20 protein-coding genes and 2 tRNA genes are annotated in these 22601 nt (G+C 58.1%); 12 read left to right on the plus strand and 10 right to left on the minus strand.

The features are described 5' to 3' along the window. Positions 1 to 92 precede the first annotated feature (92 nt). Positions 93 to 1523, minus strand: a complete 1431-nt coding sequence (locus JT51_RS03095; protein ID WP_037307684.1) for a Glu/Leu/Phe/Val family dehydrogenase — start codon at positions 1521 to 1523, stop codon at positions 93 to 95. A gap of 327 nt (positions 1524 to 1850) precedes the next feature. Between JT51_RS03095 and JT51_RS03100 the strand changes: the two genes are divergently transcribed. Genes JT51_RS03100 through JT51_RS03110 form a run of 3 tightly spaced genes read left to right on the plus strand, consistent with a single transcriptional unit; the run spans position 1851 to position 4829 of the window. Beyond that, positions 1851 to 3659 carry a TadE/TadG family type IV pilus assembly protein gene (locus JT51_RS03100; protein WP_037307686.1) on the plus strand — a complete coding sequence of 603 codons (1809 nt, stop codon included), beginning with the start codon at positions 1851 to 1853 and terminating at the stop codon, positions 3657 to 3659. 53 nt (positions 3660 to 3712) lie between these two features. Further along, positions 3713 to 4189, plus strand: coding sequence for a TadE/TadG family type IV pilus assembly protein (locus tag JT51_RS03105; RefSeq protein WP_160175159.1), 477 nt, complete (start codon positions 3713 to 3715; stop codon positions 4187 to 4189). Position 4190: 1 nt separating this feature from the next. Further along, complete coding sequence (locus JT51_RS03110; protein ID WP_051927394.1) at positions 4191 to 4829, plus strand: TadE/TadG family type IV pilus assembly protein; 639 nt, start codon at positions 4191 to 4193, stop codon at positions 4827 to 4829. A 192-nt stretch (positions 4830 to 5021) separates the two neighbouring features. Here JT51_RS03110 and JT51_RS03115 read toward each other — a convergent pair whose 3' ends face one another. Continuing rightward, entirely contained in the window at positions 5022 to 5492 is a 471-nt protein-coding gene (locus JT51_RS03115) for a hypothetical protein (protein ID WP_037307699.1), read from the minus strand. A 158-nt stretch (positions 5493 to 5650) separates the two neighbouring features. Between JT51_RS03115 and JT51_RS03120 the strand changes: the two genes are divergently transcribed. After that, positions 5651 to 6562 (plus strand): pirin family protein, encoded by a 912-nt coding sequence (locus JT51_RS03120; protein WP_037307700.1) that lies wholly within the window; start codon positions 5651 to 5653, stop codon positions 6560 to 6562. Positions 6563 to 6579: 17 nt separating this feature from the next. On the opposite strand, the gene JT51_RS03125 is transcribed toward JT51_RS03120, so the two are convergent. Next, a complete protein-coding gene (locus JT51_RS03125) occupies positions 6580 to 7167 on the minus strand; it encodes a TetR/AcrR family transcriptional regulator (protein WP_037307701.1) in 588 nt (195 codons plus the stop codon). Positions 7168 to 7266: 99 nt separating this feature from the next. Here JT51_RS03125 and JT51_RS03130 point away from each other — a divergent pair, with 99 nt between their 5' ends. The 6 genes from JT51_RS03130 to JT51_RS03155 all read left to right on the plus strand — a co-directional run bounded on the left by JT51_RS03130 (position 7267) and on the right by JT51_RS03155 (position 12087). Beyond that, on the plus strand, positions 7267 to 7515 hold the full coding sequence (locus JT51_RS03130; protein ID WP_037307702.1) for a hypothetical protein: 249 nt from the start codon (positions 7267 to 7269) through the stop codon (positions 7513 to 7515). Between the two features lie 126 nt (positions 7516 to 7641). After that, positions 7642 to 8928: a homoserine dehydrogenase gene (locus JT51_RS03135; RefSeq protein WP_037307703.1), complete on the plus strand. Its 1287-nt coding sequence runs from the start codon at positions 7642 to 7644 to the stop codon at positions 8926 to 8928. A gap of 69 nt (positions 8929 to 8997) precedes the next feature. Continuing rightward, positions 8998 to 9981: a class II fructose-bisphosphatase gene (gene glpX, locus JT51_RS03140; protein ID WP_037307704.1), complete on the plus strand. Its 984-nt coding sequence runs from the start codon at positions 8998 to 9000 to the stop codon at positions 9979 to 9981. Between the two features lie 91 nt (positions 9982 to 10072). Then, positions 10073 to 11815 (plus strand): single-stranded-DNA-specific exonuclease RecJ, encoded by a 1743-nt coding sequence (recJ, locus tag JT51_RS03145; protein WP_037307706.1) that lies wholly within the window; start codon positions 10073 to 10075, stop codon positions 11813 to 11815. 98 nt (positions 11816 to 11913) lie between these two features. Next, positions 11914 to 11988 (plus strand) — tRNA-Glu (locus JT51_RS03150). Between the two features lie 24 nt (positions 11989 to 12012). Then, a tRNA-Glu gene (locus JT51_RS03155) sits at positions 12013 to 12087 on the plus strand. Positions 12088 to 12097: 10 nt separating this feature from the next. Here the strand turns inward: JT51_RS03155 and JT51_RS03160 are convergent. The 7 genes from JT51_RS03160 to JT51_RS03190 are packed head-to-tail and all read right to left on the minus strand — an operon-like array spanning position 12098 to position 19484. Continuing rightward, entirely contained in the window at positions 12098 to 13939 is a 1842-nt protein-coding gene (locus JT51_RS03160) for a V-type ATP synthase subunit A (protein WP_051927395.1), read from the minus strand. Further along, complete coding sequence (locus JT51_RS03165; protein WP_037307708.1) at positions 13936 to 14628, minus strand: hypothetical protein; 693 nt, start codon at positions 14626 to 14628, stop codon at positions 13936 to 13938. Before JT51_RS03165 ends, JT51_RS03160 begins: the two co-directional genes overlap by 4 nt. A 1-nt stretch (position 14629) precedes the next feature. Continuing rightward, complete coding sequence (locus JT51_RS03170; protein WP_037307710.1) at positions 14630 to 15307, minus strand: hypothetical protein; 678 nt, start codon at positions 15305 to 15307, stop codon at positions 14630 to 14632. Continuing rightward, a complete protein-coding gene (locus JT51_RS03175; protein ID WP_037307712.1) occupies positions 15304 to 15750 on the minus strand; it encodes an ATP synthase subunit C in 447 nt (148 codons plus the stop codon). Before JT51_RS03175 ends, JT51_RS03170 begins: the two co-directional genes overlap by 4 nt. Further along, entirely contained in the window at positions 15747 to 17543 is a 1797-nt protein-coding gene (locus tag JT51_RS03180; RefSeq protein ID WP_037307715.1) for a V-type ATP synthase subunit I, read from the minus strand. Before JT51_RS03180 ends, JT51_RS03175 begins: the two co-directional genes overlap by 4 nt. Further along, complete coding sequence (locus JT51_RS03185; RefSeq protein ID WP_037309379.1) at positions 17540 to 18145, minus strand: V-type ATP synthase subunit D; 606 nt, start codon at positions 18143 to 18145, stop codon at positions 17540 to 17542. The genes JT51_RS03180 and JT51_RS03185 overlap by 4 nt, the downstream gene beginning before the upstream one ends. After that, complete coding sequence (locus JT51_RS03190) at positions 18123 to 19484, minus strand: V-type ATP synthase subunit B (protein WP_037307718.1); 1362 nt, start codon at positions 19482 to 19484, stop codon at positions 18123 to 18125. The genes JT51_RS03185 and JT51_RS03190 overlap by 23 nt, the downstream gene beginning before the upstream one ends. A 243-nt stretch (positions 19485 to 19727) precedes the next feature. On the opposite strand from JT51_RS03190, the gene JT51_RS03195 reads away from it, so the two are divergent. Beyond that, positions 19728 to 21467 (plus strand): ABC transporter substrate-binding protein, encoded by a 1740-nt coding sequence (locus tag JT51_RS03195; protein WP_037307721.1) that lies wholly within the window; start codon positions 19728 to 19730, stop codon positions 21465 to 21467. An 83-nt stretch (positions 21468 to 21550) separates the two neighbouring features. After that, positions 21551 to 22600 carry an ABC transporter ATP-binding protein gene (locus JT51_RS03200; RefSeq protein WP_037307729.1) on the plus strand — a complete coding sequence of 350 codons (1050 nt, stop codon included), beginning with the start codon at positions 21551 to 21553 and terminating at the stop codon, positions 22598 to 22600. Position 22601: the final 1 nt, after the last annotated feature.

Below are 22601 nucleotides of genomic sequence, written 5' to 3' on the forward strand. Positions count from 1 at the left end.
CCATTACCGTTTTGACAGGCGCAGATTCTGTCGTGGGCACCCATCGCCCAGACAGAGGCGGCCGGGCATTGCCCCGCCGCCCCCGCAGATGATCACAGACCCTTGGCGCGATAGCTTTTCGACACCCGGTCAATCGCCACAATGTAAGCCGCTGTCCGCAGATCCCCGACATCGGCCCGGCCATGCCAGACCTCACGCATCGACTGATAGGCAACGCGCATCGTGTCATCGAGACCGGAACGCACCAGCTCCAGCTCATCTGCGCCCTTAAGGTACTTGGCCTTAAAGTTGGGCGACATCGACCATGCACCGCCAAGATAGCGGTCAAGACGCTCCAGCTCGCTGACGATCAGCTCATGGCGCGCCTCTTCCTGGCGGCGCTGCATCCGGCCAAAGCGGATATGGCTCAGATTTTTGACCCACTCGAAATACGATACGGTCACACCACCGGCATTGGCATACATATCCGGAATGATCACGACCCCCTTCTTGCGAAGAATCTCATCCGCGCCAGCCGTCACAGGGCCATTTGCCGCCTCGATGATCAGCGGGGCCTTGATCCGGTCTGCGTTGGCCAGGTTGATTACCCCTTCCAAAGCCGCCGGAACAAGGATGTCACATTCCGCTTCCAGCACCGCAGACCCCTCGGCCGAGTGCGTGGCATCCGGGTAATTGCTAACGCCGCCATGCTTCACGATCCATTGGCGAACGGATTCGACGTCTATCCCTTCAGGGTTAAAAAGCGCCCCATCCCATTCGATAATCCCGATGATCTTGGCGCCGTCTTCCTCGCTCAGGAACTTTGCCGCGTGGTATCCCACGTTGCCAAGGCCCTGCACCACGATACGCTTGCCATCCAGCTTTCCGGACAAGCCAGCCTTTTGAATGTCTTCAGGGTGCCGAAAGAATTCGCGCAGGGCGTATTGGATACCCCTGCCCGTCGCCTCGACACGTCCGGCGATGCCACCGGCATTCAACGGCTTGCCCGTCACACAGGCACGCGCGTTGATATCGGTGGTGTTCATACGCGCGTATTGATCGGCCATCCAGGCCATCTCACGCTCGCCCGTGCCCATATCCGGGGCCGGCACGTTTTGCGACGGGTTGATCAGATCACGCTTGGCCAGCTCATAGGCAAAGCGCCGGGTGATCTGTTCCAACTCGTGCTCTTCGTATTGCCGCGGGTCAATACAAAGCCCACCCTTGGAGCCGCCAAACGGCGTTTCAACCAGCGCGCATTTGTAGGTCATCAGCGCGGCAAGGGCTTCAACCTCGTCCTGATTGACCGCCGTGGCATAGCGTATTCCGCCTTTCACCGGTTCCATATGTTCGGAATGCACCGAGCGATAACCGGTGAACGTATGGATATCACCACGCAACCGCACGCCGAATCGGACGGTGTAGGTGGCGTTACAGACCCGGATTTTTTCCTCAAGCCCCGGGGGAAGATCCATCAGGGACGCCGCCCTGTTGAACATAAGATCTACACTCTCGCGAAAGCTGGGTTCTTGTATGGCCGTCATTTAATCCTCCGTGCCAACGAACGACGTGCGTTCTGGCGTTTTGTCGCACCCTACAGGTAAACGATCAATATTTAAGCAGAAATAAAATCCGAAAAAATATCTTACCACCAGTTGAACACGCCGAGTCGCAAATACCCGCCAACCTGATCGAAACTGTCTCTTGGACGTGAACAGAGATGGGAGACGCCGCCAAATTATCCCTCATTTGCCTGCAAAGGGGCCAAATCCGAGGCTTTTCCGCCTAATTCCCGCCACGTTTCACCGTTAATTTTCAAACGTTAACTTTTCCTTAGCAGCGTTGGATGTCTGCTCAGCGAGGTCTGCATTATGGTAAAGCGCGTATTTGTTAGCGGCACTAAGAGATTTGAGAATGCGATCCGCATGGCCCGTGCGTTCAACCGGGACGAAGACGGTGGGGTGTTCACAATCTTTGTAGTCCTTGGGTTTGTCCTCATATTGGCCACAGCCGGTATCGGCGTGGACATAATGAACTTTGAGCGCGACAGGACGAGCCTCCAGGGTACGCTGGACCGTGCGGTTCTTGCTGCGGCGAATGTTAAACAGACACTCCCCCCCAAGGAAGTGGTCATATCTTACATTGAGAAATCCGACGTCCGCGGCAAACTTACGGAAGAACCTGACGTTTTTGATAATCCGACCATTGGATCAAGAAAAGTTACCGCAAAGGCTAAAGTCGACGTCAATACGCACTTCATGTGGTTTTTCGGATACCCCACACTGACGGCTTCAGTCACAAGCGTCGCGGAAGAGTCCATTGGGTCGCTCGAAATCGCGTTGGTTCTGGATATCTCCGGCTCGATGGGTCGCGCATCTGCAACGCCAGGTAAAACGAAAATGAAGGCTCTTCAGGAGGCCGCCATACAATTCGTGAATACGATCTATCTTGGAGAAGACCCGGACAAGATTTCCATATCAATCGTACCTTACAACAACCAGGTGAACGCTGGCGCGAACATTCTGGACCATATGCCGGGGGTTACGACCGAACATAGCTATTCCCATTGCGTGGATTTTGCGGACACCGATGTCGAAGACCAATTCAAAGAACCCGGGATCGATCCGAACAAAACCCTCAATCGCACGGCGCATTTCGACCCCTTTGGCAAAGGTGACCGATACGATCGAGAAGCCCACACCTCTTCAGTTTGCACTACCCGAGTTGGCAGTTCCATCACGCCTTTGACCAACATCGTCTCGGACCTGCACGACCAGATCAACGCCATGACCGCCGGCGGCAATACGTCGATTGACATCGGAGTCAAATGGGGTGCGGCGCTGCTGGATCCCCAGTTCCAGCCCGTAATAAGAAAATTGTCCAATCAGAACGCCAACGCAAGCTTAGTAATCGATCCGACCACCGGCTTAGACGCGGATGGAAACGAACCCAAGAAGGTTGTTCCGGCAGCTTTTGGCAATCGCCCTTTGCTATATGAATCCAATGTCAAAAAGATCATGATTGTCATGACGGACGGGCAAAATACCAGCAACTGGGTGTTGGACGAGAACTTGCGCGATGGATTGTCAGATGTTTGGTACAATCCCAACACAAGTTATGAAAAGAACTATTGGAACTGTCGCGAGTATTATGACTGGGACGCCGGATTATGGATTAAATATAACTGCGGTGGCAGGCTTAGGCGCTCCGGTGAGTACAGTGTTCAAATCTCGGAAAATCCACCCGAGTATCTCTATACTCGACGCGGAACAAGGGGGCACTCGGAACCCTTTAATGAAGAAGGTGAATCTGTACGCCTGACTTACCCGGAACTGTGGAATCGTGTGAACCTGGACTGGAACGCCGAGTATAATTATGCCTTTCTTTTTCAACGCACTCGAGACTGGTACAATAATGCCTTCACTACGATTGGCAGCGGAACCAAAAACACGCGGGTGAATGATATTTGCGGCGCGATCAAGGCTAAGAATGTTGATGTCTATGGCATTGCTTTCGAAGCGCCGGAAGCAGGTGCAACAGTTATCAAAAACTGCTCCAGCGGCGACGGTTTCTATTTCAAAGTGAACGAAGGCGGTACTCTGGGCGACAATAACCTATCGCTTTCACAAGTTTTTGACGTCATTGCCGTTTCAATCAAACAGTTGAGACTGACACAATGATCCGCAAAGCTCTGGGAAAAGTGGTTAGGTTCAAACGAACTGAGGACGGTTCGTTGACCGTCGAGTTCGTCATATTGTTCCCTTTGTACATATTCTTCATTTTGGGCGTCATCGAATACTCGTTGGTCACGATTCAGAAAGCGATGCTGGATCGCTCCATGGATTTGGTCGTGCGTGATATTCGCCTTGGCATTAATTTGGAAGATACAAAGCATGACACCATCAAGGACGCCATCTGCGATGAAATGGTTGTGATGCGGGCCTGCTCTGACAACCTGCTATTGGAGATGATTGTTCAGGATCCGCGTGGTAATATGAATTTTCCGGCCGAGCCCACCTGCGTTGACAGAGCGGAAGAGGTTCAGCCTGTTACCAAGTTCCAAAACGGTGGATCCAACGCACTGATGATAATGCGTGCCTGCGCAAAGTTCGATCCACTTTTCCCTACGACGGCAATGGGGCGGTCTGTGTCAGGCGATGATGGTCTGATCACTCTTACGGCGACGACTACCTTTGTTCAGGAGCCTTAAAATGACGCGTCTTACTTCACGTACCCGTCGCCTGCTTGGCACATTTGCGGGCAATGAGAACGGTAACCTGTCTGTGGAGACGGCAATAATTTTCCCTCTCCTCGTATGGACTGTCACGCTTACATATACGTATTTTGATGGTTTTCTCGAAAGTACCGCGAACCTGAAAGCTGCGTACACTGTAAGTGACCTGATTTCACGTGAGGGTGAGGATGCCGTTACCGATACCTATGCGGAATCCATGTATTTGATATTCAATCGAATGGTACGCAACAATTCGCCGCTAAGAATGCGGTTGTCGGTGATCCAGTACATAGCCGCAGATGAAGATGCGGGAACAGAAGAGCGCTATAGAGTTGAGTGGTCGACAACTTGCGGGTTCGAGAGCAACTGGACGGACGCCAACCTCGAACCTTTGATTGAAAGGCTTCCAGAAATGGCAGATCTGGACACTATGATCATTGTTGAAACGTCGAAAGAATATGTTCCATTGCTGAACACCAATTGGCTGAACAGTGATCGCACTTTCAACAACTTCATTTTCACGCGGCCGCGTTTTGTTCCAATAGTCAAGGGGCCCGATTCTACGCATTTCTGTCAACAGGATGTTCCAGCAGTGGGTGTAGCACCTGGAACATAACTTTAGTTTCGGTGGCCGAGGTCATGCCGCCGATGCCACCCCAGGATACTCTGATCGTTGTCGAAACGGCAAACCTGTACGTGCCGAAATTCGATGCACTATGGACAGGGTGGTTGCTAGGTGATCACGTCTTTATAAATTCTGTGTTCACTCGCCCACGCTTTATCAACGAAGTAGCTTCGGACCTGTAGTTTAAGACCTGTCAGCAATCATCACTGACAAGATTTCGGACATGAATTTGGTTTCGGCTGCGGCGGTCATGCCGCCTATGCCGATGCGGTGGCCCAATCGCCACCATAGACCGGGCGCCCAACTGTTTGCGCCTTTGGACCGTGTCTTCACAAGAAATCCGTTGGACGGCTTAAAGGCAAAAGCGCCCCGTTCAACGCCCTCGATATCCTGAACCAGGGCAATCACCTGCCCTGCCCCGGTTCTAAGTTCGGTATCGGTCAGTTCAATCCAGTCGCTGGTCGCGTGCCACATCCGGTGCGCCAGCCAAAATGCAGCGATCCCAACCACAAGCAAGAACACCTGCCAGGCTGGTTCTGGCGGCGCAGCTACCGCTACATAAACCACCAGCGCGCCCACAACGCCCAACATCCCGACACCCGTCCAGCGTCTGGGTGTGGATGCTTTGACGGTGGCCAGAACTTCTTGTTGCATGTGTGTCCCCTGCTCTTTTCTTTGGGTTTAGCTTCTTTGCATCACGATTGACAGAGGCAGGCAGCCATTGTTGATTTTTGCACATTTTCCGTTCTTCCCTGCGAATTGACGCAGCTCGTGCACAGGTTACATGATCCCCCAACTGTCAGGAGGCCGCCATGTCCATAAGACCGGTTTTGGAAACCCGAAAGTCTGTACCAACACTTGAGGGTGCCGGCGTCAAACTGCACCGCGCGTTCGGGTTTCAGGACCCGTCCGAGCTCGATCCGTTTTTGCTGTTTGACGACTTCCGGAATGAGCGGCCGCAGGATTTTCAGGCCGGTTTCCCCTGGCATCCCCACCGCGGGATTGAGACGATTACCTATGTTCTGGCAGGATCGGTCACACATTCGGATTCACTGGGCAACAGCGGCACATTAGGCGCAGGCGATGTTCAATGGATGACCGCAGGGTCAGGGATTTTGCATCAGGAAATGCCGCAGGGCAATAACTCTGGCCAGATGCATGGCTTTCAGTTGTGGGGCAATCTGCCCTCAGACCAAAAGATGACGGCACCGCGCTATCAGGACGTCCAAAGCCAGGAAATTCCTCAGGTTACTGACGACGACGGCACCACAGTGCGCGTGATTGTCGGTGAGTTCTGGGGCAAGACCGGCCCGGTCGACGGGATCGCGGCCGACCCGCAATATTTGGATATTCATATCCCGGCAGGCGTCAAAAAGACCTTTCGCATTGATACTTACCGCCGCACGTTCGCCTATGTGTTTCAGGGACAGGCTGCCTTTGCCGATGCGTCCCAACCCACCGGGGTTCTTTTGGAAAAGGAAATCGCCGGGCAAGAGGTCAACATTCGTGATATGTCAGGTGACCGAACCTTGGTGCGGTTCGGAACGGGCGATGAAATCACGGTTCAGGCTGGCCCGCATGGCGTACGGTTTCTGTTGATCTCTGGCGCTCCGATTGACGAACCTGTCGCTTGGCATGGCCCGATCGTCATGAACACCCGTGCCGAGCTGGAACAGGCCTTTCAGGAATTGCGAAACGGTTCGTTTATCCGCCCGGCGCATTGAAACGCTAGCCGGAAGCCTCAGCTCGACACGGAACGGCGGACCATGTCCCAATAGGCTTGCTCGACCTCATCCAGAGACAACCGGCCCCCGCTGCGGTACCAGGTCATCACCCCATTCAACATCGCGATAACCGCCAGGGTTGCGATCTTGGTGTCGGCAATGTCAAAGACGCCCGCCCTGCGCCCATCGCGCAGGATCGCCTCAAGCGAGTTTTCGTATTTGCGGCGCAAAGCTTCGATTTCCGCAAAGTTTTCGGGCGTCAGGTTGCGCAGTTCCATATAGGCGATGAATACTTCGTCAGGACGTTGCAGATGGTATCGGATATGAAATCCGACAAAACAGCGCAACGCGTCCTGCGCGTTTTCGGTGGGCTCCAGTTGGTCATAAGCCAACAGCAGTTCCTGCATATGTTCATGCATCAACCGGTACAGCAAACTTTGCTTGTCAGGCGTGTAGTTATACAGCGCCCCCGCCTGCACCCCGACTTCGGTCGCGATCTGACGCATGGATACGGCGGCATAGCCATGGCGGGCGAACAATGCCAACGCCGCCTGCCGGATGCGCGGGCCAGTGATATCGGAATGGGAACCTTGTGTACGAGCCATGGGTCCAGCGTAACTGAACGGACGTTCAGATAGAACCCCGCTTGAACGACTGCTGCAAAAGGTGCATCACGGGTGCAATTGACACGAAAAGGGTTCGCCATGAAACCCCTGCCTTTGCTGATCTTGATACTGGCCTGCGCCGGATGCACGAACTTCCCGGAACTGGAAGGTCGCGAACCGCCGAACATAAACTCGGCGCGTTTCCCAAAGCTTATCCCGTTGCAGGAAAACCTCGGCCCGCCCGCCAACCCAACAGCCGAAGCGATTGAGGTCGAAGAAGACCTTACTGCCCGGAGCGAACAGCTGCAGAAAAAAGCGGCTGAACTGCAAAAGGCGGAAATCAACTGATCCCAACGGATTGCAATCGGCCTCGGCCCGCGACGCATTGCACCCCAGCGCTGAACCCGCTAAGGCAGCGATGAACGGGCAAACGACCCGAAACCATAGAATTTCGAGCGGAAAGGAACCCACGGGATGACACAGGCGCTGCGGCTGGGAATTGCGGGCTTGGGAACAGTTGGTGTGGGTGTGGTGAAGATCGTTCGCCGCCATTCGGACCTGTTGCAGGCCCGCACGGGCAGACCGATTGAAATCGTCGCCGTATCTGCGCGGGACGCGAACAAGGATCGCGGCGTGAATCTGTCCGGCTATGCCTGGGAAACGGATCCGGTCGCTTTGGCCAAGCGCGACGATATCGACGTTTTCGTCGAACTGATGGGTGGTGAGGATGGCCCGGCCAAGGACGCGGTCGAGGCGGCCCTGGCCAGTGGCAAGGATGTCGTCACCGCGAACAAGGCGCTTTTGGCTATCCATGGTCAGAACCTGGCAGAACAGGCCGAGTCCACAGGACGCGTGATCCGCTTTGAAGCCGCTGTTGCCGGGGGCATCCCGATCATCAAATCCCTGACCGAAGGGTTGGCAGGCAACGAGATCACCCGCGTCATGGGCGTGATGAACGGCACCTGCAACTATATCCTGACCCGGATGCAATCGCAGGAATTGGGGTATAACGCCCTGTTCGAGGAATGCGCCCAGCTTGGTTATCTTGAGGCTGACCCGAATCTCGACGTTGGCGGCATCGACGCGGCGCACAAGCTGGCGCTGCTGTCTTCGATCGCTTTCGGCACAAAACCGAATTTCGACGGCATCGCGATTGAAGGTATTCAGCATATCAGCCTGGACGACATCCATCAGGCCGCTGACATGGGATACCGTATCAAACTGCTGGGCGTCGCCCAACGTACCCCGCGCGGGCTTGAGCAACGGATGCAGCCGTGTCTGGTGCCCAGTGCCTCACCCCTGGGACAGTTAGAGGGCGGCACGAACATGGTGGTGGTCGAAGGCGACGCGGTCGAACAGGTTGTTCTGCGCGGCCCCGGCGCGGGCGAAGGCCCCACGGCCAGCGCCGTGATGGGCGATGTCTGCGATCTGGCGCGCGGGCTGCAAATCCCGACCTTTGGTCGCCCCGCAACAACTTTGCAGGATCTGGCCCCCGCGATTACGGGGCTTCCGGCACCTTATTATCTGCGTCTTGCATTGCTCGACAAACCCGGTGCGATGGCAAAGGTCGCTGCGATTCTGGGCGATGCCGGCGTCTCAATTGACCGGATGCGGCAGTATGGCCATTCGGAAAGCACCGCACCTGTTCTGATCGTTACGCATAAGACCACCCGCGCCACGCTGGATACCGCTCTGGATGGTCTTCGTGAGACCGATGTCGTGTCCGGCGAACCCGTTGCATTGCGGATAGAAGAGGTTTGACCCTTGCGGCCTGCATAAAACGCAGGTTATGCCCGATAAAACGCCTTTACTGATCTGAGGAAACCGAAAATGAGTGCTGCCAAGATTGATTTCAACGACCGCCTGCTGTCTCTGGGCCTTGCGCGGGTGGCGGAACAAGCTGCGCTTGCCTCGGCCTCGCTGGTTGGGCGTGGCGACGAAAAAGCCGCTGATCAGGCAGCCGTAAACGCCATGCGCGAACAGCTGAACCTGCTGGACATCTCGGGTGTCGTTGTGATCGGTGAAGGTGAACGTGACGAGGCGCCGATGCTGTTTATCGGCGAAGAGGTCGGCACCGGCAGCGGTCCGGGCGTGGACATCGCGCTGGACCCGCTTGAGGGTACAACCCTGACCGCCAAGGACATGCCCAACGCGCTGACCGTGATCGCCATGGGGCCGCGCGGTTCGATGCTGCATGCGCCGGATGTCTACATGGACAAGCTGGCCGTTGGCCCGGGCTTTCCCGAAGGCGTCGTCAATCTGGACATGAGCCCGCGTGAACGCGTCGAGGCACTGGCCAAGGCCAAAGGCTGCGCGCCAGCCGACATTACCGTCTGCATTCTGGAACGTCCCCGCCACGAGGCGATGATCGCCGAGGTTCGCGAAACCGGTGCCTCGATCCGTCTGATTACCGATGGTGACGTTGCCGGTGTCATGCACTGCGCTGAAAGCGAAGAGACCGGGATCGACATGTATATGGGCCAGGGCGGCGCACCCGAGGGTGTATTGGCCGCCGCAGCCCTGAAATGCATGGGCGGGCAGATCTTTGGTCGCCTGTTGTTCCGCAACGATGACGAACGTGGACGTGCCGCCAAGGCGGGCATCACCGATCTGGACCGCGTTTATGACCGCGATGAGATGGTGACTGCGGATGTGATCTTTGCCGCGACTGGCGTGACTGGCGGTTCCCTGCTGCCGCGCATCAAGCGCGAGCCGGGCTGGGTCGAGACGACGACCCTGCTGATGCGCTCGAAAACCGGATCGGTGCGCCGGATGTCTTACCGCACACCGATGTGGTCACATGACAATGAGTGATGGCTTGCACCTTGGCCACGGCCGAGGGTAACCATAGGAATAGTGAGGCCGGGTCCGAAAGGGTCCGGCCTTAGCATATAAGGGACAGGTCATGAGCTTTCTTGGGGTCGAACATTCATTGTCCGGACGGCGCTGGGTCGGCCCTGCGGCCGAGGTTGAACGGGCGACCGAAATGCTTGTGCAACAGACCCGCCTGCCCATGGCAGTCTGTCAGGTGCTGGCGCGGCGCGGCGTGCCCGCGATCGAGGTTCCGGGTTTTCTGGACCCCAAGCTGAAAGAACTGCTGCCTGACCCGCGAACCCTGAAAGACATGGAAACAGCCGCATCCCGGTTCCTGTCCGCGGTCAAACATAAACAACGGATTGCGGTCTTTGCCGATTATGACGTGGACGGCGGCAGCTCGGCGGCGCTTTTACTGGTTTGGTTGCGGCAGATGGGGGTGCAGGCCACCCTATACGTGCCCGACAGGATCGACGAAGGCTATGGCCCCAATGTTCCAGCCATGCAGGCGTTGGCCAGGGATCATGACCTGATCATCTGCGTGGACTGCGGCACGCTCAGCCACGAACCGATTGCTGCGGCGCAGGGTGCGGATGTGATCGTTCTGGACCACCACCTGGGCGGAGAGACCCTGCCCGACTGCACCGCAGTCGTGAACCCGAACCGGCAGGACGAAAGCGGCGATCTTAGCTATCTCTGCGCCGCCGGGGTTGTCTTTCTGATGCTGGTCGAAGCCGGGCGTCAACTGCGTGAAGCTGGCGTAAAAGGCCCTGACCTGATCGGCCTGCTGGATCTGGTTGCGCTGGCAACCGTCGCGGATGTGGCCCCCCTGATCGGGGTGAACCGGGCATTGGTGCGGCAAGGACTGAAGGTCATGGCCCAAAGGCAACGCCCCGGTCTGGTTGCCCTGTCGGATGTGGCGCGCATGGATTCGGCACCAAACAGCTACCATCTGGGCTTTATGCTTGGCCCCCGCGTCAATGCCGGTGGGCGGATTGGTCAGGCGGATCTGGGCGCGCGGCTGCTTAGCACCGATTCGATTACTGAGGCCGAAGCGCTGTCGCAACGGCTGGACGAGTTGAACACCGAACGCCGTGATATCGAAAGTGCCGTTCGCGCCGCCGCGCTGGAACAGGCCGAAGAACGCGGGCTGGACGCACCCCTGGTTTGGGCGGCGGGCGAAGGCTGGCATCCCGGCGTTGTGGGCATCGTTGCCTCGCGCCTGAAAGAAACCGCAAACCGCCCCGCGATTGTCATCGGTTTTGACGGAGACGAAGGGAAAGGGTCCGGCCGGTCGATATCCGGCGTTGATCTGGGCGCTTCGATTCAGCGGTTGGCGGCCGAAGGGTTGCTGGTCAAAGGCGGCGGTCACAAGATGGCCGCCGGTTTGACCGTGATGCGCGATCAGCTGGAACCCGCCATGGCGCGCCTCAGCGCGTTGCTGGCCAAACAGGGTGCGGGCGAAGGTGGCCCGGCCGACCTGAAGCTGGACGGCACCCTGATGCCCGGCGCAGCCTCTGTCGATCTGATTGAGCAGATCGAAAAAGCCGGACCGTTTGGTGCCAGCGCCCCTGCCCCGCGGTATGCTTTGCCCGATCTGCAGGTCCGGTTCGCCAAGCGTGTCGGCGAATCTCATCTAAAGCTGTCGCTGGCTGACGGGGTGGGCGGCGGTCTGGATGCCATCGCCTTTGGTGCCTTTGACGACCCGATGGGCGAAAGGTTGTCCAATCACGGCGGCGCACGCTTTCATTTCGCCGGTCGGCTTGAGGTCAACACATGGGGCGGACGGCAAAGCGTGCAGCTGAGGCTTGAAGACGCGGCCGAGGCAAATTGATCCCGATTTCGGGTTCGGAAAAAAAGTTTCACAGGCTTGCGTTTTTCGGCTTGCGGGGGTTCCAGTGAAACCGTAAAAGGCCCTCCACAAGCCAACGTGGCCCGTTCGTCTATCGGTTAGGACGCCAGGTTTTCAACCTGGAAAGAGGGGTTCGATTCCCCTACGGGCTACCACTTGTGCTTGCGCCATTCCCAAATGGCCCGTTCGTCTATCGGTTAGGACGCCAGGTTTTCAACCTGGAAAGAGGGGTTCGATTCCCCTACGGGCTACCACTTACCCCTCTCAGACACCGAACTTGTCGCGGCACAGATCCTGAATCTGTTCCCAGGCCGATTTGAATTCCGGCGTGTTTTCTGCGGCATAGTGAAAGTTCTTCACCAAACCGGTAAGCTGGGTGAACACCTGCCGCACTTCGGCCTTGTCAGTGAAGTCCGTTGTTGACCGGGTCACATCATAAATCAGCTTGAAGGTCATCTTTTGACGGTCCAGCGGCACGGTCGCGTCCACCTTGTCAAAGGCGTCCTGCTGCAAATAAACCATATCCACGAACAGCGCCTTTTGTTGGGTCACGAAGTCTTCGATGGTAACACCCTCTTCACCCGTGACCTGCATCATCTGATCGACCTGTTCGCCCTTTTCGATCAGCGCCAGCAGATCACGAACCTTGCCGGTCCAGCCGGGTTCAGCGTTCTTGTCGTACCAGTCGGACAGTTGATCCAGATAGCGCGACCAGCTGAGCATCGGGTCAACCGCAGGATAAAACCGCTTGTACGCCCGTTCCGAAGACAGGCCGAGGAAACACTTGACGGTAGACAAGGTCGATTGCGTCACAGGTTCATCAAAATTGCCGCCCGCAGGTGAAACAGTGCCGATCAGGGTCAGGCTGCCCTGATCGCCATCGTTGGTTTTCAGCACCCCCGCCCGTTCGTACAGCCCCTTGATCGAGCTTTCCAGATAGGCCGGGAACCCCTCTTCTCCGGGGATTTCCTCCAGCTTGCCCGAGGTCTCGCGCATGGCTTGCGCCCAGCGGCTGGTGCTGTCGGCGATCAGCAGCACGTCATATCCCATCTGACGATAGTATTCGCCCAGCGTGATGCCGGTAAAAATCGACGCTTCACGCGCGGCGACGGGCATTGAGGACGTGTTGCAGATGATGATCGTACGATCCATCAGGCTGCCGCCCGTGGCCGGATCGGTCATTTTCGGGAATTCCGAGATCGTCTCAACAACTTCGCCCGCGCGTTCGCCACAGGCCACGACGATGACGATATCAACCTTGGCGTTCCGGGCGATCAGGTTCTGCAAAACGGTCTTTCCCGCCCCGAACGGGCCGGGGATACAGGCGGTTCCTCCGCGTGCAATCGGAAAGAAAGTGTCAATCAGGCGCTGCGACGTCAGAACCGGTTCGGTCGGATACAACCTTTCAGACAGGGTACGCTTCAGGATGCTTTCGGGCAAAGGCCGCCGCACCGGCCATTTCTGCACAAGGGTCAGCGTATGCTCACCGCCCTGCTCATCCTCTAACCGCGCCACGATATCGTGGATCGAGGCCGCGCCTTTCTGAACCCAGACAACCCTGTAATCGCCCACCCAATTGAAGGGCAGCATGATTTTGTGGGTGAAATGCCCCTCGGGCACGGTTCCGATGCTGTCCCCTGCGGTGACAGTATCACCCACCTTGACCGACGGGGTAAACGACCACTTGGCCTGACCATCCAGCGGCGCAACATCCGCGCCGCGCGGCAAAAACGTGCCATATTCGGCCGCGACCTTTGGCAAGGGCGATTGCAGTCCGTCAAACACCTGCCCCAGCAGGCCCGGCCCCAGTTCGACCGACAGCAGCTGCCCCGATTGCTCGACCGGGTCGCCCACAGCCACGCCGTCTGTGCTCTCATAAACTTGCACATCTGCGGTGGCGCCGCGCACGCGCAGAACCTCGGCCTTCAGGCGTTCCTGACGGCCGCCGGGACCGAGGCGTGTGGGCAGGATAAAGACCACCTCGTTCTTGACCAGCTGTCCGGGCTGCCCCGCTGCATCGTGGTTGGCCTGAATCTGCACCAGCCCCTCTTGTACCGAGACAACGCGGGCAGTGGCGGTCTGCATGGCGGGGGTTGGGGCTGTCATGTGCTTGCTCCGTCAAAGTCTATCGCGGCAGCACCGGACATGGCCTGCTGCGCCAGATGTTCAAATCGCGTGGCCGCGTCCTGCGCGTTGCTTTGCGCCCAGCGGTCGAAAATGTTCCAGATCAGCACGTAAATCGCCACTGCTTCGAAATCGAACAGGTGGCGGGCGGCGTGCCGTTTCAATTGTTTGTGGCTGACCGACAACAGCAACCGTTCCAGCCCCAGCGGGTCGTCGGCACCCAATAGCTGTTGCGCCTCCTTGATCCACGGCATCGCCCCCTTAAGCCGAAAGCCTGGATCGGTCCAATTGGCGGGGATGTGGCGGCTCCCGCGTCCTATGCCGTAGCTGGCGGCAGGCGGGTTGCCGCCGCGCTTTCGCAGGCGCAGCGCGGCAACTGCCGTGCGCAGGTCCATCCGTTCCATGAGCAGCTTGCGCAGGGTCGGTTGCGGGATGTCGCCCAGCGCCTGTTTGCAGCGGTGAATGGCCTGTGCGTCGGTGACGTCCATACCGTAATCGCTCCAGTTCAGAGCGTGCTCCAACACCTTCAGCACATGCGCATCCTCGGGCGTCAGTGCCGTCAGACGCCGATCCAGCCGCAAGCGCGACAAAGGCGGCTGTTTGGCGACAAACAACCGTTCGGACCCCGGCAGGCTGCTGATCAGCGCGATATAGGCGTCGGGGTCGGACATGTTACCGGATCACCCCTTCCAACACAGCGCGGAACCGGGGTTGCAAATGTTCCATCAACAATGAGGCGACGGCCTTATCCGTCAGATCCAGCACCACGCCCTGATCCTCGGCCCGGACGCGAATACCGTCCTGCGTGGCGTCCGAGGCGTGCAGTTCGACCTGTTCGCGCAGCATCTGTGCGGTCAGGCCCAGCACGTATTTTGTCAGCTTGCCGGATTGGATGTCATCGGCGTTCTGTTTGATGTCCTCTTGCGTGGCGACCCTGGCGGGCAGGATGACCTGCACCTTGCCGTCCAGATTGGCACCTTCCGCCGCGCGGCCCACAACCTCGAGGATCATCTGTTTCAGCAGGTCCGGGTCGGCCATTTCCTTGGTGACCAGACGTTCGACATCTTTGCGGAACCGGTCGGTCAGGCCCGCCTTCATCGTCAGCACCGCATCGCGCATGGCGGTGTTCAGCGCCTCTTCGCCCGCTGCGCGGTAATTGTCGGATTCGGTGCGGGCCTTTTTCTGATATTCATCCGCCTCGCGCTTGGCATCGGTCAGAATTTTCGCGGCCTCGGCCTTTGCCTCGGCGCGCAGTTTCTCAGCGTCGGCCTGCCCTGCGGCCACGCCATCATTCCGCAGCTTGTCGATCAGCGCATCGACACCGTGCGAGATCATACCATCCCGTGTCATCCGCTGATCCCCGCGCTGATCACCAGAGCAAACACAAAGGCAAAGACGCCGAACCCTTCGATGATCGCAGCCGGAGCCAGCGCAAGGCCAAAGATTTCCGGCTTCTCTTTGGTCGCGTTGATCGCCGCGGCGCAGGCCCTGCCCTGCCAGATGCCGCAATACATCAGTGCGATGCCCGACAGGATGCCGATCCCGAACAATCCGCCTGCGTTTTCCGGCGTCACCTCGCGGTTCAGCGTGAACATGATGACGATGCCGTAGATCACCATCGTGGATGGAAAGGCCGACACACCAACAAAGCGCCCATAGCCACCCTCGGTTTCGGTCATGGCGCCGATGCTGGCCTGCCCGGCGATGGCGCAGCCAATGGCGCTGGCGGATGCGCCCAGCGCCATGGGGGCGTAGATACCCAGCCAACCCAATGTAACAACAAGCTCATTCATTCCTGAACCTCCTTGCGGGCAAACGGACGAAAGACGATGCCTTCGTCCGGCAGACCCCATTTAAAGAATTCGATGTAATTCAAACGTAACCCGTGGACGACGCCGCTCATCATTGCGAGGGCGAAGTTCAGAACATGACCGACGATCAGGATCAGCAGCGCGAACAGGATGCCGGGGCCTTTCATCGAATGCATCACCGACACGGCCAGATCGTTGAACGTGATCGCCAGCGAGGCCGAGGCCAGCCCCAACGCAAACAGGCGCATATAGCTGAGCACATCGCCAAACGCCCCCATCGCCCCGGCAAGGCTTTGCAGCCCTTCGATGAAACGCCACAGCCAGTCGGTCGGTTTTTTGATCGCGCGCGCGCTGGAAAACAGAACGATAGCCAGAACGCCCAGGCCCATCAGCACTGCACCCGGCACAGGGGAGTTCCCTTTCATATAACCCAGCCACAGAACAAACCCGCCGATCAGCGCCGCAATCCACCCCAGATTGGCAACGGCCTTACGCTGACCCCAGGCCGCGCGGGCGGCAAGCGCGTTTGCCAGCACCAGATGCAGAACCCCCACAACAATCGAGAGCATCATCATGGCACCAAAGTTATTCAGATCGAACAGTTTGAGCCGCGCCCATATCGACCCATCGGGCGGAGAGATACCAAAGTAACTGCCGACCAAAACACCATACAGAACCGTCGCGCCCGCAATGATCAGCCCAAAGCGCCGCCATGACCTTTGACCTGCCGTCCCGTCCAACCGTTTCCAGAATGCCAGCAGGCACAGCAGGATAACGACCCCATATCCTGCATCCGCCACGATCATCGCAAAGAAGATCGCGAAGGAGGTGGCGACGATGATGCTCGGGTCCCAATCCTTGTAGCCGGGCACTTGATAAAACAGCGCCAAGTCCACGGCAGCACTGCGTTTTTCCGGTTGCTCCAACAATGTGGGCGGGGTGTCATCGGGGCCGGGTTCTTCGATCAGAACGGCGGCGTCATTGCCTTGAGCCATGTCCAGCACCGCATCAATGCGATCCACGGGCACCCAGCCCTGAAGGGCATACATCGCCTCTTCATCGCGCACCTGTTGTGTTGCATGGGCCAGCTCTGCAGCACTTTCCGCCGCCGACAGGTTGCGTCGCATCAGCGTCAGGTATCGGGTCTGAGCGACCCGTTCGGCTTCCAGCGCCTCAATCGCGATTTCGGCCTCTTCCAGTTGCGCCTCAAGCTCGTGAATGGGCAGTGATCCTGTGTGCGTGCGGGGGGCGGGCAGGATGTCGTCGTCCGGCTCATCCGGGGCGATCAACACAGCGTAAATTAAACGATGATCCTGTTGCAAAATGGCCCAGGGTAAAGGAGCGGCTTCCAGCGCCTCGCGATCTTTCAGCGGCAGTTGATAGAACCACAGCCGATTGCCCGCCAAGACGTCATCGGGTGGGAAATCCAGATCGCCCCAAGGGCGTACTTGCGCGATGCGGTGCGCCAGAAAATCTCGCCGGTCCATCGTGTCGCGGCTGCGTTGCATCAGGTCCAACACGTCCCTGACGAACCGGTCCATGTCGAATTTGGGATCACGCTGTATCTGGCGGCGTGGATCGGGCACGTCGGTCAGGAATCGCAGCGCCTTGTAAGCATCGCGCGCGCCCCGTTCGTTAATCTTTTCAGGCTCGGTCGGCGGCGGGGCCAAAGGCAGCACATGCATACAACCCAGCTCTTGCAGGGCCGCAAGCGTGCGCGTCTTCTGCGCGGCAGGCCCGACCAGTGACAGTTTCTTCAGCCGCGCGACACTCATGACGCGGCCTCCTGCGCGTGTTTGCGTTTCGAAATTTTCGAGCGCACAACCGCCTGCATCTGCTCGTCACTCAGATAGATGCGGATTTTCTTGATATTGGCCTTGGCGCGCGGGATCAGGACCTTTTCGAACAGGTTAACCCGCTGCGTGATCGTAGCCACGGCCTTGTCGAAAACCCTGACCCGTTCCTCGGCCACTTTGACCCGCAAGCGGGCCTCGATCATATCGTGCAGCAACCGCGCGGCGGCATCGACCCAATGGGGCTTGGCCAACAGAGAATATGGTCGCACCACGACTTCGATCCGGTCGAGAGCGGGCATTTTGACACCCACGACGTTGACCTCTTTGACCTTGTAATCCTTCAGCGTAACCAACCCGTCCAGATCGACACCCCGCTGCGCCAACATCGGCAGCTTTTCCCCGACTTGCTGCGCCAGTTGCCGCACCTCACCCTCAAGGCACCGGACGTCCTTGCGCGCTTTGACCCGTTCGGCCATCAACTGCTGACGCTTCAGGTCCAGCGACGGCAGGAACCGCTCATAGCTTTTCAGCTGCGTCTGCTCGCGTGCGAGCGACGATTTATTCAGCTGCAACCGCGCCATCGGCATCCTTTGGGAAATACTTGTCGATCAGGGCCTGTTTCATCAGCAATTGTTCGGGTGCGAAACATTCGGCCAGTGTTTTCCAGCCCAAATCCAGCGCCTCTTCAAGCGAGATCGAAACATTGATATCCATGAAACGTGTTCGAAACAGGTCGCCGAACTTCAGCAATTGGTGATCGTAGTCCGACAGATCAAAGGCCATCGCCTGCTTCTGCGCGGCATCGCGGCTTTCGGAATAGAAACGGATCATCGTGTTCATGATCTGCCCGTGATCTTCCCGCGTGGTCTTGCCGATCACATTCTGCTTGAGGCGCGACAGGCTGCCGAACGGGTCAATCACGCCCGAATGCAGGTAAATCTGCCCTTCGGTGATATAGCCGGTGTTGTCCGGCACCGGATGCGTCACGTCATTGCCCGGCATGGTGGTGACGGTCAGCACTGTCACAGACCCGCCTTTGGCATAGTCGCACGCCTTTTCATACCGCCGCGCCAATTGCGAATAGAGATCGCCCATATAACCGCGTTGCGACGGCACGCGTTCCTGACTGATGCCCACCTCTTTCATCGCATCGGCATAGGCGGTCATGTCGGTTAGCAGAACCAGCACCCGCTTGCCTTCTTCCACCGCGAATTTCTCGGCCACGGCCAGTGCCATGTCAGGAACCAACAGGCGCTCAACCAAGGGGTCCATCGCCTGATTGACGAACATCACCGTGCGCGAGAACACCCCCGCATCCTCGAAAGAAGTACGAAACGTATAATAATCGTCAAAAATCAGCCCCAGCCCGCCAAAGACAACAATATCGGCATCCGCCTGAATGCCGATTCGGCTGAGAAACGCGTTGAATGGCTCGCCCGAGACCGAGAAGATCGGGATTTTCTGGCTTTCGACCAACGTATTGAACACGTCGATCATCGGCACATCCGTGCGGATCATCTTGTTGGGCACAGCGCGTTCAGACGGGTTCACCGTTGGTCCACCGATGTCGATGCGCGGTTCGGCCGACAGGTCCGGCCCGCCATCAATCGCCACCCCCGCCCCGTCGAATACGCGCCCCAGAATGTTCGGTGAATAGGACGTTTGCATGGGGTGCCCAAGGAACGTCGCCGTCGCCTCGGTCGAGATCCCCTTGGTGCCGGAAAACACCTGCAACGTCACCACATCGCGGTCGATGAAGATTACCTGTGCAAGGGTTTTGTGCCCATCAACTGTCTCGATCAACGCCAGGTCGTTGAACCGGACCGCAGCATCGGCGGACCCGTCCAGCGGCACCCTGACCTTGATCGTGTCCCCCACAATTTCCAGAACACGAGTGTATTTCAACAGACTTTGGGACATTGCCTATCCTCATCCGTCTAAATGATTTTCGCCAATCAGTTCCGCCATAGTCAGCGGTATTTTTTACAATCGTAGGTGCAGCTTACAACGAATTCAAAAATTGGCAACCGAGGATAAGTTCCCGCCCTGATGCCGGCGAAATCCTCACTTACTAAAAATTTAGTTTGACACATGCGCAGATAATCGCTGATGCTGTGCGACATCCGGTTCGCACCGGAAACTATAATCTTTGGGAGGAGACAGATGCGGAGACATCTACTTTCCGCAGTGGCGGCCGCTGCCGTCATTGCGGGGCACGGTCCCGTTTGGGCCGACGAAGCCGCAGCGCAACGTTGGATCGACGACGAATTTCAGCCATCAACCTTGTCGAAAGACGAACAGTTGTCTGAAATGCAGTGGTTCATCAAGGCTGCCGAACCTTACAATGGCATGGAAATCAACGTCCTGTCCGAAGGCATCCCGACCCACTCCTATGAATCCGAGGTTCTGACCAAGGCGTTCCAGGAAATCACCGGGATCAAGGTCAATCACCAGATTCTTGGTGAGGGCGAAGTGGTTCAGGCCGTTCAGACCCAGCTGCAAACAGGCCGCAACCTGTATGACGGCTATGTCAACGACAGCGACCTGATCGGTACGCACTCGCGTCTGCAACTGGCCTATCCGCTGACCGACATGATGGGCGGCGACTGGGCGGGTACGACCTCGCCTACGCTGGATCTGGAAGACTTCATGGGCATCCAGTTCACCACCGGCCCGGATGGCAAACTGTATCAGCTGCCCGATCAGCAATTCGCCAACCTCTACTGGTTCCGCAAGGACTGGTTCGATGACGAGGCCAACAAGGCCGCGTTCAAAGAAAAGTACGGCTATGATCTGGGTGTTCCAGTCAACTGGTCGGCTTATGAGGACATCGCCGAGTTCTTTACCGAAGATGTCAAAGAAGTCGATGGTGTCGCGATCTATGGCCACATGGACTATGGCAAGCGCGCGCCAGATCTGGGCTGGCGCATGACCGACGCCTGGCTGTCGATGGCCGGTGCTGGCGACAAGGGTGAGCCGAACGGTATTCCCGTCGACGAATGGGGCATCCGTATGGAAGCGGGCACCTGTAATCCTGTCGGCGCTTCGGTGTCGCGCGGTGGTGCGGCTAACGGTCCGGCTGCGGTCTATGCGATCCGCAAGTGGGACGAATGGCTGCGGAACTATGCCCCTCCGGGTGCGGCGTCTTATGACTTCTACCAGTCGCTGCCCGCACTTAGCCAAGGCAACGTGGCCCAGCAAATCTTCTGGTACACAGCCTTTACCGCCGACATGGTAAAGCCGAAGTCCGAAGGCAACAACACCGTGGACGACGAAGGCACGCCGCTGTGGCGGATGGCACCCAGCCCGCATGGCCCCTATTGGGAAGACGGCCAGAAGGTTGGTTATCAGGACGTGGGTTCCTGGACGTTCCTGAAATCGACCCCTGCGGATCGTGCTCAGGCGGCCTGGCTCTACGCTCAGTTCGTGACCTCCAAGACTGTCGATGTAAAGAAGTCCCACGTGGGTCTGACCTTCATCCGCGACAGCTCGGTCAACCACGAGTCGTTCACGGAACGCGCACCCAAGCTGGGTGGTCTGGTCGAGTTCTATCGCTCACCTGATCGTGTGGCATGGTCGCCGACCGGCATCAACGTGCCGGACTATCCGAAGCTGGCCCAGATCTGGTGGCAGCAGATCGGTGACGTGAACTCGGGCGCGTTCACCCCGCAAGAGGCGATGGACCGCCTGGCCGAAGAGATGGACATCACCATGGCCCGTATGCAGGCCGCGGATGAAAGCGCCGGTGTCTACGGTGGCTGTGGTCCCCGCCTGAACGAACCGCAAGATGCGTCCTTCTGGCTGGAAAAAGCGGGCTCGCCCAAGGCCAAGCTGGAGAACGAAAAGCCGCAAGGCCAGACCGTCAACTATGACGAGCTGGTTCAGCGCTGGCAGTCTCAGTAAGTCAACCAAAACCGGGGGTGCCGCCTTAGGCATCCCCACCCCAAAGACCAGTGCGACGCACTGCAGGACCGGAACCCACGGACATGATCGAACTACAAGACGCCACCAAACGGGTCGGCAATGTCACTCATATCAAACCCACGACCCTGACCTTACACACAGGCCACTTCAACGTGCTGCTGGGGGCCACGGGATCGGGCAAGACCTCTCTGATCAAGATGATGGCCGGGCTGGACCCGATGGCGTCAGGCAAGGTTTTGATGGATGGGCAGGACGTTACACGGCTGAGCACGCAAAAGCGGCAGATCAGCCTGGTGCACCAGTTCTTTGTGAACTACCCGCATATGAGTGTTTTCGACAACATCGCCTCGCCGCTGCGCGTGGCAGGTATGGCGAAATCTGAAATCGAAGGCCGCGTGGAAGAAGCAGCAGACCTGCTGCAACTGCGCCCGATGCTACACCGCCGCCCGCATGAGCTGTCGGGCGGGCAACAACAACGGACCGCGCTGGCACGTGCCATCGCGAAAGAAAGCCGCGCCGTGTTCCTTGATGAACCGCTGGCCAATCTGGATTACAAACTGCGCGAAGAACTGCGCGAACAGCTGCCTGACCTGTTCGCAGGCCGCGGCGCTGTGGTGGTCTACGCCACATCAGAACCCGAAGAGGCCCTGCTGCTGGGCGGTCACACCGCCCTGATGGAAGATGGCCGCGTCACGCAGTTCGGCCCTACCGCCGACATCTATCGCAACCCTGAAAACATCGCCGCTGCTCGTGTCTTTTCAGACCCGCCAATCAACATCGGGCAGGTCACCGTAACCGGCGCGCAGGCGCAGCTTGCAGGCGGTGGCGGCTGGGCGGTCTCTGACTTGGCCGACGGGGATTACACCGTCGCTGTCCGACCCCATCGGGTGACGCCCTATCGTACATCCGACGCGGATGTGGAGCTGACCGGCAGGGTGATCGTGACAGAACTCTCGGGCTCGGATTCCAGCGCGCATTTCCAGCATGGCGACGACGCATGGGTGTCGCTGGCGGTGGGCGTTCACCCCTATCAGGTGGGCGAGGATCACAGTTTTTACATGAACCCGGCCCATTGCCGGTACTTCGCCCAAGACGGCAAAAGGGTAGCCTGAC

Source organism: Ruegeria halocynthiae (assembly GCF_000743705.1).
Lineage (GTDB): Bacteria > Pseudomonadota > Alphaproteobacteria > Rhodobacterales > Rhodobacteraceae > Ruegeria > Ruegeria halocynthiae_B.

Bases quoted from the DNA above. Each gene is read 5' to 3' on its own strand.
- JT51_RS03095 (WP_037307684.1), bottom strand. From the start codon at position 1,523: ATGACGGCCATACAAGAACCCAGCTTTCGCGAGAGTGTAGATCTTATG.
- JT51_RS03100 (WP_037307686.1), top strand. From the start codon at position 1,851: ATGGTAAAGCGCGTATTTGTTAGCGGCACTAAGAGATTTGAGAATGCG.
- JT51_RS03110 (WP_051927394.1), top strand. From the start codon at position 4,191: ATGACGCGTCTTACTTCACGTACCCGTCGCCTGCTTGGCACATTTGCG.
- JT51_RS03115 (WP_037307699.1), bottom strand. From the start codon at position 5,492: ATGCAACAAGAAGTTCTGGCCACCGTCAAAGCATCCACACCCAGACGC.
- JT51_RS03120 (WP_037307700.1), top strand. From the start codon at position 5,651: ATGTCCATAAGACCGGTTTTGGAAACCCGAAAGTCTGTACCAACACTT.
- JT51_RS03125 (WP_037307701.1), bottom strand. From the start codon at position 7,167: ATGGCTCGTACACAAGGTTCCCATTCCGATATCACTGGCCCGCGCATC.
- JT51_RS03130 (WP_037307702.1), top strand. From the start codon at position 7,267: ATGAAACCCCTGCCTTTGCTGATCTTGATACTGGCCTGCGCCGGATGC.
- JT51_RS03135 (WP_037307703.1), top strand. From the start codon at position 7,642: ATGACACAGGCGCTGCGGCTGGGAATTGCGGGCTTGGGAACAGTTGGT.
- glpX (WP_037307704.1), top strand. From the start codon at position 8,998: ATGAGTGCTGCCAAGATTGATTTCAACGACCGCCTGCTGTCTCTGGGC.
- recJ (WP_037307706.1), top strand. From the start codon at position 10,073: ATGAGCTTTCTTGGGGTCGAACATTCATTGTCCGGACGGCGCTGGGTC.
- JT51_RS03160 (WP_051927395.1), bottom strand. From the start codon at position 13,939: ATGACAGCCCCAACCCCCGCCATGCAGACCGCCACTGCCCGCGTTGTC.
- JT51_RS03165 (WP_037307708.1), bottom strand. From the start codon at position 14,628: ATGTCCGACCCCGACGCCTATATCGCGCTGATCAGCAGCCTGCCGGGG.
- JT51_RS03170 (WP_037307710.1), bottom strand. From the start codon at position 15,307: ATGACACGGGATGGTATGATCTCGCACGGTGTCGATGCGCTGATCGAC.
- JT51_RS03175 (WP_037307712.1), bottom strand. From the start codon at position 15,750: ATGAATGAGCTTGTTGTTACATTGGGTTGGCTGGGTATCTACGCCCCC.
- JT51_RS03180 (WP_037307715.1), bottom strand. From the start codon at position 17,543: ATGAGTGTCGCGCGGCTGAAGAAACTGTCACTGGTCGGGCCTGCCGCG.
- JT51_RS03185 (WP_037309379.1), bottom strand. From the start codon at position 18,145: ATGGCGCGGTTGCAGCTGAATAAATCGTCGCTCGCACGCGAGCAGACG.
- JT51_RS03190 (WP_037307718.1), bottom strand. From the start codon at position 19,484: ATGTCCCAAAGTCTGTTGAAATACACTCGTGTTCTGGAAATTGTGGGG.
- JT51_RS03195 (WP_037307721.1), top strand. From the start codon at position 19,728: ATGCGGAGACATCTACTTTCCGCAGTGGCGGCCGCTGCCGTCATTGCG.
- JT51_RS03200 (WP_037307729.1), top strand. From the start codon at position 21,551: ATGATCGAACTACAAGACGCCACCAAACGGGTCGGCAATGTCACTCAT.